The following is a 15,667-nucleotide window of genomic DNA, read 5'->3' on the forward strand; positions in this document are numbered from 1 at the left end:
CAGCGCCGGCGCGGGGGACGCGCGGGCTTGACTTGCGGACCTGCGGCAAGAATACTGCATCCATAATTATGGATACAAGCGGCGCATTCTCCCGACGAGCCTGCGCCGCTCCCAACCGCTACCGATGAACGCGCCCAATCCCATCGCCCCGCTCGCGCTGTACCAGGAAGTGGCCGAACGCCTGCGCCAGCGCATCTTCGCGCATGAGCTCACGCCCGGCACTTGGGTAGACGAGCAGTCGCTCGCCGAGGAATACGGCATCTCGCGCACGCCACTGCGCGAGGCACTCAAGGTGCTCGCCGCCGAAGGGCTGGTCACGCTCAAGCCGCGCCGCGGCTGCTATGTGAATGAGGTATCGGAAAGCGATCTGGACGAAATCTTCGGTGTCATGTCGCTGCTTGAATCCGAGGCTGCCCGGCTCGCCGCGACCAAGGCCGGCAAGGCCGACCTGACAGCGCTGGAAGCCCTCCACGAAGCGCTCGAAGCCGCTGCAAAGGCGCGCGACATCGACCGCTTCTTCGAAGCCAATCAGGCCTTCCACCGCAAGGTGCAGGACATCGCTGGCAATGGCTGGCTGACGCATGTGGTCGATGACCTGCGCAAGATGATCAAGCTCTCACGCCACCACTCGCTGTTTGGAGACGGGCGACTGGAGCAGTCGCTGGAAGAACACCGCGCCATCGTTGCCGCGCTGCTGGCCGGCAACGCGGAAGCGGCCGGGCGGCTGATGCATGATCACATCCTGAGCGGACGAGCCGCCCTCAAGCGCATCGCCGCAGCCCCCTGAGGGTCAGTCGGCGAACCCTCTGCCAACCGAGGCGGTCACAGTACACGACCCCTCCGAGGAGCGCGCGACCATGAGCCACAAGCACATCAACCTGCTGCGCAGCATCTTTCAGGAACCCGCCCCTGCCAACGTGCACTGGCGCGAAATCGAATCCCTGCTGCGCCACCTCGGCGCCGACATCGAACCTTCACACGGCGCGCGCTTTCGCATCCTGCTCAATGGCCGCGAAGGCTTTCTGCATCACCCGCATCACGGCTCGACCTGCTCCAAGAGCGAAATCCGTCTGCTGCGGGAATACCTCGCGGCCGCCGGCGCAACGCCAGCGGCCGTGGAAGACGGAACCGCCTAGTCGTCCAGCTCGATCTCGGTCGCGACATGGCGACCGTCGCGGTACTCAAAATCGATCTCGACCCGCTGCCCCGCTCGCAGATCCTCGAAACGCTTCAGCCCATCGTCGTAGTCGGTGGTGTTCGAGGTGTGAAAGGTGATGCCCTGGACGGTCAGCGTTCGCGCTGCCACATCAACCCCCTCAATGGTGCCCTCGATGTCATCGGCCCATGCGCTGGCAGCGCTGCTTGCGAGAACGGCGGTCACGGCGGTCCGGATCAGCAGGTTTTTCATGTATTTCTCCACGGTTGTGATGAGGTTGATGGACTTCTGCCATGTCAGGCCAGTCCATTCGTCTATGCTTGAATGGTGATATTCAAAGCATGTCGCGCTTGGCGCGATGGAAGGGAGAGACATGCGCATGAACGACGAAGTTCTGAACATGAGTATCCGGAAGTTTCTGAAAACGGTCGGCGTGAACTCCCAGCTCGCCATCGAGAAAGCTGTGCGCGAAGCCGCGGCAGCCGGCCGTCTGAAGGGGCGCGCGCTGCCTGCGTCGATGACGCTGCACATCGAAGGCCTTGCGCTGGAAGTGCGCTTTGACGACGAGCTGCGGCTGGAATAGACACGCTGCCGTCCGGACCACGTCATGGCCTCGTCACCCGTTTCCGCCCATCGCTGGTGGCCCGTATTGGTGGCGTGTGCCGCAAGTGCGGCCGTCGCCGTGCTCTTTGCCGGCGCATTTGAACTATGGCAACGCCAGTCCCTTGCGCAGTGGGAGTACCGCGTGCAGCGCTCGCTGTCCGAGCTGCGCGCCCAGGTCGAGGCAGAGCTGTACGGCAACCTGCACCTGGGCACCCGCATGGCGGCCATTGTCGACAGCCAGCCCGATCTGGGCGAAGCCGAATTCACCGATTTCGCACAAGACCTGCTGTCTTCCGGACAGCACGCGGTGCGTTACCTCGCCTATGCGCCGGATCACGTCGTGCGTTTCATCTATCCCGCTTCGGGCAATCAGCTGAACATCGGACGCGTCCTGTCGCGCGACTCCCTCTTCGCGTCCGAGGTCGCGGCACTGATCCGGGAGCGACGCACCCGCATCGCCGGCCCATACGAGCCAGTGCCCGGCACCCGCGAACTGATCGTGCAGATTCCACTGCTCACCCACTCCGGCAACGGCAAGAGCACACCGGAGGTCACCGGTCAGGTCGACGCCTCGCTCGATCTGGAGCAGATCTACCGTCGCGCCGAGATCTACCGCTTTGCCGAAATCGTCGACCTGGCCATCCGTATCGACGGCGCCAGCATCCTGTTCGGCCGCGAAGGCGTGTTCAAACAGGAGCCGATCCTCACCGCAATCGAGCTACCTGGCCTGACCCTGGAACTGGCTGCCGTACCGCACGAGGGCTGGCGCGCAGTGGCGCCGGTTCCGGCCTTCGCGGCGCCGCTGGCCATGTTGATGCTGCTTGCGGTGTTTGCCACCAGCTGGCGTGCGACGGCACAGACCGGGCGCCTGCGCATCTCTGAGGCGCGCATGCGCTCGACCGGCAAGCGCCTGTCCACGCTGCTGGAAACAATGCCCAACCTGGTTTCAATCGTCGAACGCGACGGGCATTGCAGCGGCCTGTTCGGAGGGCGTAGCGCAGAGCATTTCCATGTCGACGAGCTGCGCATCGTCGGACGCCGCATCGACGAGATGCTGCCGCCGGGCAAGGCGCGCAAGCTGCTCGCAGCGCGTGACCGCGCCTTGCAGGAAAATTCGCTGCAGACCCTGGAGTTCGACATCACACCCGAAGACGCCCGCAGCTTCGCTGCGGCAGACTGGCCGCAACAAACCCAGTGGTTTCGCGCCACCATTGCACCGCTGCAGGAAGAACACGTCGAGCCGGGCGCAACACTCTGGATTTACGACAACATCACCGAAGCGCGCGTTGCCGAACTGGCCCTGAGGAACTCGCACGACCGGTATCGGCAGCTCAGTTCAGCCGTCCAGCAAGTGGTCTTCGAGACGGATCTGGACGGCCGCATCGGCTTCATCAACCCGGCCTGGGAAAAACTCTCCGGCGGACACGCCGAGGAAGCCATCGGCCATCCATGGATCAGCCTGATCCACCCGGAAGACCGTGACGCCCTGCATGCCGCGTTCATCGACCTGATGACCGGACGGGCCGACCACGTCCAGCGCGACGCGCGGTTGGCCGGGACGGGCAGCGCCCCCCTGTGGGTCAGCGTCTACCTGATGCCGCTCGCCGAGGAGCAGGGCGGACGGGCGCGCGGCGCCATCGGCACACTGTTCGACATCAACGAACGCAAGCTCAACGAAAGCGCGATCCGCCATCAAGCCCTGCATGACGCGCTGACCGGCGTCCCGAACCGGCTGCTGCTGATCGAACGCCTGGAACAGGCCCTGGGCCGACTTCGCCGTCAGGGCTCTCAACTGGCCGTGCTGTATGTAGATCTGGACGATTTCAAACTGGTCAACGACCAGCACGGCCACCTTGCCGGCGACCAGCTTCTGCGCCTGTCGGCCCAACGCCTGCGCGAGCAGGTGCGTGACACCGACACCGTCGCACGCATCGGTGGCGATGAATTCGTCGTGCTGCTCGACGCCATCACCAACCCGGCCGACGTCGACACCATCTCCGCAAAACTCGTCGCCGCCATCAGTCAGCCCTTCGACTTGACCCCGCCCGGCGGCCCGGTCAGCTGCCACATCGGCGCCAGCATCGGCATCGCACTCGCGCCGCGCGACGGCACCACCGTCGACGCCCTGCTGCACCATTCGGACAACCGTCTGTACCGCGCCAAGGCCAGCCGCAAGCGCGCGGGCAGTACTTGAAGCGCTACCCCGCCAGATCGAGCAGGTGGTTGTCCCAGCGTGCGGTAATGATCTGCGCGTCCAGCGACATGCGGCTTGCGTTGTCCGCATCGACGCGGCGCATGCCGCCCAGCCCGCTGCCGACCACGAAACGCCCCACGCCATCCGCTCCCAGCGCGCAGCCGTCGGGCACCTCGAACAAGGCCACGGGTTTGTCCGCGTCCAGGTCATGCAGCAGCGCTACGCCGCCACGCGGGCTGGTCAGCGCCAGGATGGTGCCGCTGGCATCGAAATCCACGCTGCCGACGTAGTTCTTCAGCCGCGACTGCAGATCGAGCTCCAGCGGGCGCAGCGCCTGGCCGGGACGCAGCACGGCCACCAGCGGCACGTCATCGACACGCGCGCCCTCGTACTGCATGCCGACCGCGATGGTGCCGTCGGCGCGCGCCGCCATGTGGCGCAGGCCGAGCCGGCGCAACTCGTGCGGCAGACGATGCAGCGCGTCGATGCGGCCGTCGCGCGCGTCGATCAGCGCCAGCGAGGAATTCATGGAATCCGGGTTGAGCACCACGCCCGGCGCGTCGACATGCGTCAGCAAGCCGCCGTTGGCCACCGCCAGCGTGTCGCCGAGCGCCAGCAACTGGTGCGGGTCGTGCCCGCCGCTGGGGAATTCGCCGACGCGTTGATACGCGCGCGCCGGGTCGTACACACCGATCAGGCCGTTGCCGATTTCCGGCGGCTCGTCCGCAACCAGGGTTTCGGTGGCGAACAACAGCCCGCGCGCGAACACCGCGTGGCCGTTGAAATAGCGCTGCGGCGCGGCGGGCACCTGGTGGCGCAGCGTGCCGCTGGCCGCATCGAGTACCAGCAGGTAGTCGCCGGGCCGGCGTGAGACCACGATGATCTCGCCCCGCGCGGCGGAGAACGCCGCGCCATGGGCACGCGCCGGCAGCGCCCGCTCGAAACGCAGGCTGCCGTCCGCGTCGAAACGCACGGCGTGCGCCTGCCCGGCGGCATCCACATGCGCGCCGAGCCAGCCGTGTGAGGCCTGCCTTGCGAAGCCTGGCAACGCGACCCCGGCCGCCAGCGCTGCGAGCGAGGCCGACAGGAAGTCGCGTCGGCGCATCAGTCGCCGTCCAGCGAATTGAAGCCCAGCGCGATGCCCAGCGCCGGCGCCAGCCGCTGCGCGAACAGCGCCTTGAGCGCGCCCGCTTCACGCGCGAGCTTCTGTACCTTGGCGCGCTCGGCGGGATCAAGCACGGCCTGTGCGAGCGGCAGCGTGATGGACTCAGCCGTGCCACGCGTCTGACGGAAGGCGCGGCGCAGCAGCTTGTCGAGCGCCGCATCACCGGCCACATCACGCACGATGCGCGAGAAACCGCCGGTGTCAGCGCCCCCCAGATACAGGGCCTCGGCGGCAGCCAGATTGGCGCGGATGTTGGCCACGGAGCGGCCACTGCGCGCGGACTCGACGAGTTGCGGCTTGGCCGTGTCGACCGAGCTGCCCAGCGCGCGGGCCAGCTTGTGATCCGCAATCAGTTCGAGCGCTGCGTGCGCGGCCTTGAAGAAGTCCTGCGTGACTTCCTGATCACTCTGGTAATGCGAGGTGCCGGCCGCGGCCTGGGCGACCACTTCACGATATGGCCGCTCGCCGCCGCGCCAGCCCTGCAGCGTGTCAGCAGCCATGCTCGCCACACCGCCGGAGATGGTCGTCAGCAGTGCGCAGGCCGGCGTACCGGGCGCGGGCGGCTCGCCGTACAGCAGCGCTTCGATGGCCGGAAAACCTTGCGCCGGCACGGTGAGTTCGTCAAAGGCCGGCGTCGGTGCGCCCTTCGCCAACAGCCCTTCGATCTCGCGTCCGACGTTGTTGCGCGGGTCTGGCCAGAACTGCATGCGCATGCCACGCATGAACAGCTCGACCGGACCGAAGCGCAGGTGCTGCACGCCCTGCCAGGCGTCGAAAGCCTCGCCCCAGGCGGCGCGCGCCTCGGCCAGCGTGCCTTCGCCAGCGCACAGGCGGTCCACCTGAGCATCCAACAGGGCGGTGCGGTCGGCCAGCCGCGTGTAAGCCGGCAGCACCACGGTGTCGACCAGCTCGAGATTGAGCCGACGGTACTCCGCGGGTTCGGGCGTGGCGGCTACAGCGCTCAGCGGCAGCAATGCAGCCAGCGCCATCACGACAGTGCGCATCATCGGAACAGTCCTCATCACAGTGAATTCAGGAAGGCCAGCAGCGCCTCGCGCTGTTCGCGCTGCAGCGCAACGACGCGGTCGCGCGATGCCTGCGCCTCGCCGCCGTGCCACAGGATGGCTTCGAGCAGGTTGCGCGCGCGCCCGTCATGCAGGAAGAAGGTGTGGCCGCTGACCGCCTCGGTCAGGCCGATGCCCCACAGCGGCGCGGTGCGCCATTCGCGGCCGTCGGCGTCGCCTTCGGGGCGGTGGTCGGCCAGCCCCTCACCCATGTCGTGCAGCAACAGGTCGGAATACGGCCAGATCAGCTGGAAGGACTGCTCGGGCTCGGCCGAATCACGCCGCGTGACGAACTTGGGCACATGGCAGCTCGCGCAGCCGGACTCGTAGAACACCTGTTTGCCGGCCAGCACCTGCGGCGCATCCACGTCGCGCCGCGCCGGCACGGCGAGGTTGCGCGAGTAGAACACCACGAGGTCGAGCATCTGGCGTGTGGCCTCGACGCCTTCCTCGGCATGGCGGCCATGCGGCGCCTCGCGGCACGCGGCCTGCGCCGGCGTGCAGTCGCCCCACGGCGCATTCACCAGATGCGAAGAGATGCCGATGTCGCCGGCAAAGGCATGCGCGCTCTGGTCAGCCACGCCGGGCTTGCCGGCCTTCCAGCCGAAGCGGCCGAGTTCCACACGTTGAGTCTCGTCGCTCCAGACGCGGTTGGGGCGGCCCGAAATACCGTCGCCGTCCGCGTCCTCGGGGTCGGCGTGGGCCAGGATGGCGGCCTCGGGAATGGCTTCGAGCAGGCCCATGCCGAGCATGGTCGGCGCCACCCGCGGCGACAGCATGGCCTGCGGATGCAGCGGGCCGTAGTTGAGGTCTTCCACGCGGTAGCTCGGCCGGCGCAGCTGCACCACCTCGCCATCCGCCAGCGTGACGGCCTCTTCCGTGTACTCGATCTTCATGCGGCCTTCAGCCGCCACGCCCTGCACCGAGAAGTTCTGCAGCTGCGTACCGTAGGTCGGCTCGGCGATGACGCTCTTGATGCGCGCCGCCAGCGCCGCGCGATCCGCATCGGTCTGCGGCGGGATGGACAGGCGCAGGAACATCGACACCGCTTCCTCGTTCCCCACCGGCGGCGCACCACGGCCGTCCTTGAGATGACAGGACTGACAGGAACGGGCGTTGAACAGCGGGCCGAGGCCATTGGACGACTCGGTGGAGCTGGGTGCCGACACCCACAGCTTGCGAAAGATGCCGTCGCCCACGCGGAAGTCGAGCTGACGCTCGAAGCTCATGTTGGCCGAGGGGTGCGAGAAGCTGCTGCTGTTGACGAACTTGGTGACGGTGCCGGCGCCCGCGGGGTTGGACTCGAAGGGCTCGGCGCGTTCGAACTGCGTGGCCGGCGCGGTGACGCGCGCAATGCGCGCCGCCTCGTCGGCGGGCACGCCGGCCGGGGCGGCGGTCAGCGTACAGGCCGCGGCAATGGTGGCCGCGGCGACAAGACTGCGTTTCATGGGACTCCTGCCACTGCGGGGCCGCGCAGGCCCCGCAAGAGAATTACTGGAACACCGCTTCAGGGTTGTCGAGGCTGTCGGAACCTTCAATCTCGATCGGCTGCAGCGCCAGCGCGGTGACCACGCGTTCGATGCTGCGCGTCTGCACCGTCAGCGCATCGATGGCGGCCTGGATCAGCGCGTTGCCCGCCGTGTTGCCGGCAGCGATGAGCTGGTCGTAGGCCTCGCCAGTCTGTGCACGCGCGCGGATCGCGTCGAGCGCGGCCAGGCTGGCGTCGAGCCGGCTGCGCATTTCGGCGTCCAGCGCGGCATCGGCCGCCGCGGTCAGTGCAGACAGGCTCGGCCCCTGCAGGCGCGTGCCGTCGCGGCGCTGGTACTCGCCCAGATACACCGCGCGCATGCCGACCACGTCGTAGTAGTGCGAGTTGTGGGTGTTGTCGGAGAAGCAGTCGTGCTCCTCTTCTGGATCGCCGAGGATCAGGCCGAGCTTCATGCGCTCGCCAGCCAGTTCGCCATAGGACAGGCTGCCCAGCCCGGTCAGCGCCATCGACAGACCACGCGCCGGATCGGCCGTGACCGCCTGACGGGCTTCGCCGTCCGCCGCCCATTGGGCGACGATCCACTCCAGATCGTCAATCAGCAGTTCGGTCGCCACTTCCAGATAGCGTGCACGACGCTCGCAGTTGCCGCCGGTGCACTGCGCACCCTGCGCGTAGTCGGTCCACGGGCGCTGACCGGCGCCCGGGCCATTGCCGTTGAGGTCCTGGCCCCACAGCAGGAATTCGATGGCGTGGTAGCCGGTGGCGACATTGGCCTCGACCCCGCCGATCTCGTGCAGGCGCTCGGTGAGCAGTTCCTTGGTGATCTCGCTCGTATCGACCACGTCGGCGCCGAAGCGGATCTCGGTGTTGCCGATGATGTTGGCGACGTACAGCGGGTTCTCGTCCGAAGCCGTGCCATAGGACGCATCCACGTAGTCGATCAGCCCCTCGTCGAGCGGCCAGGCGTTGACCTTGCCCTCCCAGTCATCGACCACCGGGTTGCCGAAGCGATAGACCTCGGTCTGCTGATACGGCACGCGGGCCGCCAGCCAGGCGCTGCGCGCGGCCCGCAAGCTATCCGGCGACGGCGTTTCGACCAGCGCCCGCACAGCCCCCTGCAAGTCACGCGCGGCGGTGAGCGAATCGGCGTACATGGCTTGGGCAAGATCGGCGTAATGCGTGACGACGGCGTCACGCTCGGCCGCCAGCACCGGGGCGGCGACGGAAAACACAACGGCGGCCAGCAGGCCTTTTGCGGAACGGACGAACATGGTCTGGAACTCTCCTAGACGGCGACGCAACGCTGCGTCGACAGGAACGGCAGGAGGTCGCGAGCGTATCACAGTATTGCGACTCATTCTTATTTGAGTTACGCATTGGAGTGCGTCGCACACAGTCCGGCGCGCTAAGATGCGGCACACCCGAGGACCGCCGCATGACCGCCTCCCTCCCATCCCCAGCCGCGCCACCGCTGTGGCGACACGTCGTGATGCTCGGCATCACGCAGGTCATCGCCTGGGGCACCCTCACCTACGGCATTGCCGTGCTGGCCCCGGCCATCTCGGCCGAACTGGGCATGAGCACCAGCATGGTGTTTGGCGCCTTCTCTCTCGGATTGGGCTTCTCGGGGCTGGCCGCGCCGGCAGTCGGCCGCGCCATCGACCGCGTCGGTGGCGGCAAGGTGATGGCCGGTGGCTCGCTGCTGGCGGCGCTCTCCATGGCCATGGTCGCGCTGTCGGACGGGCCGGTGCTGTTCTTCCTCGGCTGGATCATTGCCGGACTGGCGATGGCGGCCAATCTGTACGACGCCGCCTTTGCCACCCTGAGCCAGTTCGCCGGCACTCGCTACCGCCAGGCGCTGACCGTGCTGACGCTGATGGGCGGGCTGGCCAGCACCGTGTTCTGGCCTCTGGCCTGGTGGATCGACGAGTCCGCCGGCTGGCGAGCCGCCTTCTGGGTGTTTGCCGTCTTGCATCTGCTGCCATGCCTGCCGCTGCATCTGTTGCTGCCCAGGCCCCACCGCGAGGAGAAGGCCACCGTCGCGCTTCAGGTCTCGCCCGAAGCCGGCGCCGCTCAGCGCAAGCAACTGCTGTGGCTGGCCAGCGCCTTCACGCTGGCGGCCTTTGTGGTGTCCGGCATGGCCGCACATGTGGTCGGTGCGCTGCGTGCCAGCGGGCTGGAAGCGGCCACGGCCATCGCCGCGGCCTCGCTGATCGGCCCCATGCAGGTGGTCGGACGGATTCTGGAATTCACCTTTGCGCGCAATCTGCCGGCCGTGCGCGTGGGACTGGCCTCACTGCTGACGATGGGGCTCGCCATGCTGCTGCTGACCCTGGCTGGCGCGGCGCCGCTGCTGGCCTTTGCCTGTGCGTGCATCTACGGGCTGGCCAACGGCGTGCTGAGCATCGTGCGCGGCACGGTGCCGGCCGAGCTGTTCGGGCGTGAGGCCTACGGGAGCCTGATGGGCAGACTGGCCCAGCCGGCCTTCTTCGCCAAAGCCGTCGCACCGCTGGCGGTGGCCCTGCTGATCGGCGCCAATGAAGCCTACGGCCGAATGGCGGTGCTGTTCGTGGTGCTGATGGTTGGGGCGGTTGTGGCTTACCTCGTCGCGACGCGGCGCACGCAAGCAGGTACGCGCCTCTAGCGTGACTCCAGCACCCGGCGGTCGAAGCCATCCTGCAGCGGCCGCGCACTCGGCGGATGCAACCGGGCAATGATGCCGAGCTGCTCCCAGGAGACGTCCATGGGCTGCTTCATGACTACGCGCAGCACACCCTCAGTGCACGGCGGCGAAGTCAGCGAACCCACGTACAGGAAGTGCGCCGGATCGGCCGGCAGCAAGGGGCGCAGATCGACGCCGAATTCCGGCGCGTACTGCCCGCCGCGCTCCAGCGGCAGACTGGACAGCCAGGTATTGAGTACCGGATTGGGTGTGGTGCCGACACGGAACTGCACCGACACCACCGCCAGACGACCATCCGCGGCGCGATGGTGCAGATCGACCGACAGGTCGTGAATGACGCCATCCACCCGCGCTTCGCCGGGGCGATGCAGCTCGATGTAGATGAGCTCGAAACGTTCGCCGCGAATGCGCGCACTCAGGCCCTCGCCGGTCTGGATGCGCAACAAGCGGCCGGTGTCGACAACGCGGAAGAAGGTCGGCCGATAGTCGAACTCCACCGGCTCCAGATCCACCACCAGCCCTGACTGCAGATCAATCGGCGACTGGCGTCGACCGTTCGCGCAGGCCGACCAGTCGGGCAGCAGCTTGCCCCACATCGGCGGACCATTGGTTTCGTCGTAGCTCCAGTCGGGCAATGGATGTCTGGAGGCCGGCGCCGGCTTGACGGGTGGCGCCGGCGGGCGCGCAGGCGCTTGTTCCGTGCGCGGCAGAGTGGCCGGATCTGTCGCCCCGGAGGGCGTCGAGGTCTGTGACGGACGCGCCGGCTGCGCGGGAGAAGCGGCAACCGTCGTGGCCGGCAAACTCTCCAGCGCTGCCGCCAGACGCTCGGCCTCGTCGGCCAGCGAAGTCAGATCGCCGGTGCTCGGCGGCCGGCAGATCTCGCGCCACAACCGGTCGTCGACCCCACCGCGGGTGACCGTGCGCATGGCCTGGTCACGCACCTCGTCTTCCCGCACCACCACGCTGCGATCGTCCACATAGCGACGGCGGATGGTGACGAAGCCGCGATTGAGGCAGTCGTAGCGGTTGAGCGCCATCACCGCGGTGTAGCCCGCGCGCTCAGCCTCATCAGGCCCAAGCAACAGGCGGGCCCAGGCGACCTTGGTGCCGGCATCCGACAGGATGACGCTGTCCCGATCAATCTGGATCTCGCGACTGCCGTCACGCGACACGGTCACCCAGCCGTCAACGGCAAACACCGTAAGCGGCAGGGCAAGCGCGAACGCCGCGAGCGTGTGGCCAAGGCAGGGATGCATGTCGATCCGTCGTGAAGGGGTGGCGGGCTTCCACTAGCTACAACGGCGCGCAAGGCAGTTTTCTTTAGCCTCAACAACGAATCGGTTAGAATCCGCCGCGTCATCGGGGAGTAGCCGCTTCCGCTCCGGCGGAAGGAACGCGTCAACATGCTTGTCCATCGGACATGGCGCGTTCAGCCCGAGGCGTCGCACGCGCACGTTCCCACCGTGCCCCGACCCTCCAGCCTGGCAAGACCGCTGGCCGCACGCACTCCGCTGTTCGGGCCGGGAGCGCGTCGGTCATCGGTTCATCCACGGCCCGGAGGACCTCATGAATTTCACCACTTTCTCCCTCGACGCCTTTCTGGTGTCCACCGGTATCGTTGCCCTCGCCGAGATCGGCGACAAGACGCAATTGCTGGCCTTCATGCTGGCCGCCCGTTACCGCCGCGCTTGGCCCATCGTGCTGGGCATCTTCGTCGCGACCGTTGCCAACCATGCGTTCGCGGGTGCCGTCGGCGCCTGGCTCACGCAATTGCTGGGACCCGACGTGCTGCGCTGGGTGCTGGGCGTGGGCTTTCTTGCCATGGCGGTGTGGACGCTGATCCCGGACAAACTCGACGCCGACGAGGTCCAGCTGAAAAGCGGCATGGGGGTGTTCGCGACCACGACCATCGCCTTCTTCCTCGCCGAAATGGGGGACAAGACGCAGGTCGCCACGGTGGCGCTGGCCGCGCAATACGACGCCCTGGTGGCCGTGGTGCTTGGCACCACTCTGGGCATGATGATCGCCAACGTGCCGGCCGTGCTGATCGGCGACCGGCTGGCGCACCGCATGCCGGTGCGGCTGGTGCATGGCGTCGCAGCGGTGATCTTTGCGGTACTCGGCATCGTCGCGCTGAGCGGCGCGTGGCAGGGCTGACGCCTCTTCCGGGGCATGGCGTTTTGTTTTACAGGATCTTGAGTTGAGTGCTTGTCCGCAGCAGGGTGCTGCGCTAGGATTCGCACCTTCGTTGGGGGTGCCCGCAATCGCTTGAGCGGGCTGAGAAAATACCCTTGGAACCTGATCCGGTTAGCACCGGCGTAGGAAAACGCGCAATGAACGCCTGCTCTACTCCGCTCCGCGGCACGCCCGCCCCGCCCCCTCGTTCCACAGGGGGCCTGCAATGACCCACAGCATCCCGAACGTAGTCAGCATCGCTGGCGTGGACCCGTCCGGCGGCGCCGGCGTCCTGGCCGACCTCAAGGCCTTCTCGGCGCTAGGCGCCTACGGCTGCGGCGTGATTGCGGCACTGACCGCGCAGAACACGCGGGCCGTCACCGGCGTACATACGCCGCCCGTCGACTTCCTCAAGCTGCAGATCGACACCCTGTTTGCCGACGTGGACATCCACGCGGTCAAGCTCGGCATGCTCGGCACCGCCGACATCGTGCGCACCGTGGCCGACCGGCTGGCGCATTTCAAGCCGCGATTCGTGGTGTGTGACCCGGTGATGGTGGCCAAGAGCGGAGACCATCTGCTGGCCCGCGAGGCGGTGGCCATGCTGCGCGAAGCGCTGCTGCCGCAGAGCTTCATGATCACCCCCAACCTGCCCGAAGCCGGCGTGCTGCTCGAATGCAGCGAGCCGGATTCGGTCAAGGCCATGTATCGCGCAGCCGAACGCCTGCGCGAGATGCTGCCCACCTCCAGCGAGCGCTGGGTGCTGCTCAAGGGCGGCCACCTTCCGGGCGGCGAGTTGATGGACCTGCTGTTCGACGGCGACCGCATGATCGAACTGCCGGCCCAGCGCATCGAAACCAAGAACACCCACGGCACGGGTTGCACCCTGTCGTCCGCGATTGCGGCCCTGCTGCCTCAATCCGCCAACACCATCGCCCCCGTCGAAACCGCGGTACGCGGCGCACGCGACTACCTGCTGCGGGCCATTGCCGCATCCGGTCAGCTCGCGGTCGGCAGCGGCCACGGCCCGGTACACCACTTCCACGCACTGTGGCGCTGACGCGCCGCTGATTGCTGGTTGGCGGCCACCCCCGGCCGCCCCGTCCGGGTGTACTGGTGCACAAGCACGTGCGCACGCACGCATTCCGCCCGGCTCCTCGTCGCCACTCACATGGCATACAACCCTGCAGGAGACGTTCATGAACGCCAATGAGAAATTCATTGCGGCCAAGGCCCACGTGGATGAAGCCGCCATTGCCCCGCTGCCGAATTCGCACAAGATCTACGTCGAGGGCTCGCGCCCGGACATCCGCGTGCCGATGCGCGAGATCACGCAGAGCGACACCTCGGAATCCATGGGTTTCGAGCGCAATCCGCCGGTCTTCGTGTATGACTGTTCGGGGCCCTATACCGACCCCGCTGCCCGGATCGACGTCCGGACCGGCCTGCCGGCGCTGCGTCAGGCCTGGATCGACGAGCGCGGCGACACCGAGCAGCTGTCCGATCTGTCGTCCGAGTTCGGCCGCATGCGTGCCGCCGACAAGTCGCTCGACGAGCTGCGCTTCCCCGGCCTGCACCGCCAGCCACGTCGCGCCAAGACCGGCAAGAACCTCAGTGGCAACGTTACGCAGATGCACTACGCCCGCAAGGGCATCATCACGCCGGAGATGGAGTTCATCGCCATCCGCGAGAACCTCAACCGCGAGAAATACATCGAGTCGCTGCGCGAGTCCGGCCCCAAGGGCGAGAAGATGGCCGCCATGATGCTGCGCCAGCACCCGGGCCAGAGCTACGGCGCCAGCCTGCCGCAGACCATCACGCCTGAATTCGTGCGTGACGAGGTCGCACGCGGCCGCGCCATCATCCCGGCCAACATCAACCACCCCGAGTCCGAACCGATGATCATCGGCCGCAACTTCCTCGTGAAGATCAACGGCAACATCGGCAACTCGGCCGTGAGCTCGTCGATCTCCGAAGAGGTCGACAAGATGACCTGGGGCATCCGCTGGGGCTCGGACACCATCATGGATCTGTCCACCGGCAAGAACATCCACGAGACGCGTGAATGGATCATCCGCAACAGCCCGGTGCCGATCGGCACGGTGCCGATCTATCAGGCGCTGGAAAAGGTGGATGGCAAGGCCGAGGAGCTGACCTGGGAAATCTTCAAGGACACGCTGATCGAGCAGGCCGAGCAGGGCGTGGACTACTTCACCATCCACGCCGGCGTGCTGCTGCGCTACGTGCCGATGACCGCCAACCGCATGACCGGCATCGTCTCACGCGGCGGCTCGATCATGGCCAAGTGGTGCCTCGCCCACCACAAGGAAAACTTCCTCTACACGCACTTCGAGGAAATCTGCGAAATCATGAAGGCCTACGACGTGAGCTTCTCGCTCGGCGACGGCCTGCGCCCCGGCTCCATCTACGACGCCAATGACGAAGCGCAACTGGGCGAACTGAAAACGCTGGGCGAACTGACCCAGGTGGCGTGGAAGCACGACTGCCAGGTGATGATCGAAGGCCCGGGCCACGTGCCGATGCAGCTCATCAAGGAGAACATGGACCTGCAGCTCGACTGGTGCAAGGAAGCGCCGTTCTACACGCTCGGCCCGCTGACCACCGACATCGCGCCGGGCTACGACCACATCACCTCGGGCATCGGCGCCGCGCAGATCGGCTGGTACGGCACGGCCATGCTTTGTTATGTGACGCCCAAGGAGCACCTCGGCCTGCCCAACAAGGACGACGTCAAGGAAGGCATCATCACCTACAAGCTCGCCGCCCACGCTGCCGACCTCGCCAAGGGCCACCCGGGCGCGCAGATCCGCGACAACGCGTTGTCCAAGGCGCGCTTCGAATTCCGCTGGGAAGACCAGTTCAACCTCGGCCTCGACCCGGACCGCGCACGCAGCTTCCACGACGAGACCCTGCCCAAGGACTCGGCCAAGGTCGCGCACTTCTGCTCCATGTGCGGCCCGCACTTCTGCTCCATGAAGATCACCCAGGACGTGCGCGAATACGCCGCCCAACAGGGTGTGGACGAACAGGCTGCACTGAACAAAGGCATGGAAGAGAAGTCCATCGAATTCGTGAAGACCGGCGCCAAGGTCTATCACAACATCTGATGCGGCTTTT

The 15,667-nt window shown here is 66.9% G+C and carries 14 protein-coding genes and 2 riboswitches; of the genes, 8 read left to right on the plus strand and 6 right to left on the minus strand.

All coding sequences use genetic code 11. The features are described from left to right. Window positions 1-124 precede the first annotated feature (124 nt). Both AC6H0R_RS12385 and AC6H0R_RS12390 read left to right on the plus strand, forming a co-directional pair. On the plus strand, window positions 125-787 hold the full coding sequence (locus AC6H0R_RS12385) for a GntR family transcriptional regulator (protein ID WP_497581663.1): 663 nt from the start codon (window positions 125-127) through the stop codon (window positions 785-787). Window positions 788-857: 70 nt separating this feature from the next. After that, a complete protein-coding gene (locus AC6H0R_RS12390) occupies window positions 858-1,136 on the plus strand; it encodes a type II toxin-antitoxin system HicA family toxin (RefSeq protein WP_497581664.1) in 279 nt (92 codons plus the stop codon). Here the strand turns inward: AC6H0R_RS12390 and AC6H0R_RS12395 are convergent. Further along, window positions 1,133-1,408, minus strand: a complete 276-nt coding sequence (locus AC6H0R_RS12395; RefSeq protein WP_497581665.1) for a DUF5666 domain-containing protein — start codon at window positions 1,406-1,408, stop codon at window positions 1,133-1,135. The genes AC6H0R_RS12390 and AC6H0R_RS12395 overlap by 4 nt on opposite strands. A gap of 127 nt (window positions 1,409-1,535) precedes the next feature. Here AC6H0R_RS12395 and AC6H0R_RS12400 point away from each other — a divergent pair, with 127 nt between their 5' ends. Both AC6H0R_RS12400 and AC6H0R_RS12405 read left to right on the plus strand, forming a co-directional pair. After that, window positions 1,536-1,739 carry a DUF6494 family protein gene (locus tag AC6H0R_RS12400; protein ID WP_497581666.1) on the plus strand — a complete coding sequence of 68 codons (204 nt, stop codon included), beginning with the start codon at window positions 1,536-1,538 and terminating at the stop codon, window positions 1,737-1,739. Between the two features lie 24 nt (window positions 1,740-1,763). Further along, window positions 1,764-3,953 carry a diguanylate cyclase domain-containing protein gene (locus AC6H0R_RS12405; protein ID WP_497581667.1) on the plus strand — a complete coding sequence of 730 codons (2,190 nt, stop codon included), beginning with the start codon at window positions 1,764-1,766 and terminating at the stop codon, window positions 3,951-3,953. A 4-nt stretch (window positions 3,954-3,957) separates the two neighbouring features. Here the strand turns inward: AC6H0R_RS12405 and AC6H0R_RS12410 are convergent, their stop codons facing one another. From AC6H0R_RS12410 to AC6H0R_RS12425, 4 genes are read right to left on the minus strand one after another with little or no spacing between them, the layout of a single operon-like run. Further along, on the minus strand, window positions 3,958-5,058 hold the full coding sequence (locus tag AC6H0R_RS12410) for a DUF1513 domain-containing protein (RefSeq protein ID WP_497581668.1): 1,101 nt from the start codon (window positions 5,056-5,058) through the stop codon (window positions 3,958-3,960). Then, the gene (locus AC6H0R_RS12415; RefSeq protein ID WP_497581669.1) at window positions 5,058-6,125 is read right to left on the minus strand and encodes an imelysin family protein; all 1,068 of its coding nucleotides are present in this window, start codon (window positions 6,123-6,125) and stop codon (window positions 5,058-5,060) included. Before AC6H0R_RS12415 ends, AC6H0R_RS12410 begins: the two co-directional genes overlap by 1 nt. Before the next feature lie 14 nt (window positions 6,126-6,139). Next, window positions 6,140-7,630, minus strand: a complete 1,491-nt coding sequence (locus tag AC6H0R_RS12420; RefSeq protein WP_497581670.1) for a di-heme oxidoreductase family protein — start codon at window positions 7,628-7,630, stop codon at window positions 6,140-6,142. A 43-nt stretch (window positions 7,631-7,673) separates the two neighbouring features. Beyond that, window positions 7,674-8,942, minus strand: a complete 1,269-nt coding sequence (locus AC6H0R_RS12425; protein WP_497581671.1) for an imelysin family protein — start codon at window positions 8,940-8,942, stop codon at window positions 7,674-7,676. Window positions 8,943-9,106: 164 nt separating this feature from the next. Between AC6H0R_RS12425 and AC6H0R_RS12430 the strand changes: the two genes are divergently transcribed. Then, the gene (locus AC6H0R_RS12430) at window positions 9,107-10,315 is read left to right on the plus strand and encodes an MFS transporter (RefSeq protein WP_497581672.1); all 1,209 of its coding nucleotides are present in this window, start codon (window positions 9,107-9,109) and stop codon (window positions 10,313-10,315) included. On the opposite strand, the gene AC6H0R_RS12435 is transcribed toward AC6H0R_RS12430, so the two are convergent. Further along, window positions 10,312-11,610 (minus strand): carbonic anhydrase, encoded by a 1,299-nt coding sequence (locus AC6H0R_RS12435; RefSeq protein ID WP_497581673.1) that lies wholly within the window; start codon window positions 11,608-11,610, stop codon window positions 10,312-10,314. The genes AC6H0R_RS12430 and AC6H0R_RS12435 overlap by 4 nt on opposite strands. A gap of 93 nt (window positions 11,611-11,703) precedes the next feature. Then, window positions 11,704-11,831: riboswitch (yybP-ykoY riboswitch) on the plus strand. A gap of 89 nt (window positions 11,832-11,920) precedes the next feature. Here AC6H0R_RS12435 and AC6H0R_RS12440 point away from each other — a divergent pair. From AC6H0R_RS12440 to thiC, 3 genes are all read left to right on the plus strand, one after another. Further along, window positions 11,921-12,511, plus strand: a complete 591-nt coding sequence (locus tag AC6H0R_RS12440) for a TMEM165/GDT1 family protein (protein ID WP_497581674.1) — start codon at window positions 11,921-11,923, stop codon at window positions 12,509-12,511. Between the two features lie 83 nt (window positions 12,512-12,594). After that, window positions 12,595-12,696, plus strand: a riboswitch (TPP riboswitch). A gap of 59 nt (window positions 12,697-12,755) precedes the next feature. Continuing rightward, window positions 12,756-13,589, plus strand: a complete 834-nt coding sequence (gene thiD / locus AC6H0R_RS12445) for a bifunctional hydroxymethylpyrimidine kinase/phosphomethylpyrimidine kinase (RefSeq protein WP_497581675.1) — start codon at window positions 12,756-12,758, stop codon at window positions 13,587-13,589. A gap of 139 nt (window positions 13,590-13,728) precedes the next feature. Next, a complete protein-coding gene (thiC, locus tag AC6H0R_RS12450; protein ID WP_497581676.1) occupies window positions 13,729-15,657 on the plus strand; it encodes a phosphomethylpyrimidine synthase ThiC in 1,929 nt (642 codons plus the stop codon). The last annotated feature ends 10 nt before the right edge of the window (window positions 15,658-15,667 follow it).

This window comes from Pseudazoarcus sp. NS36 (genome assembly GCF_059703705.1).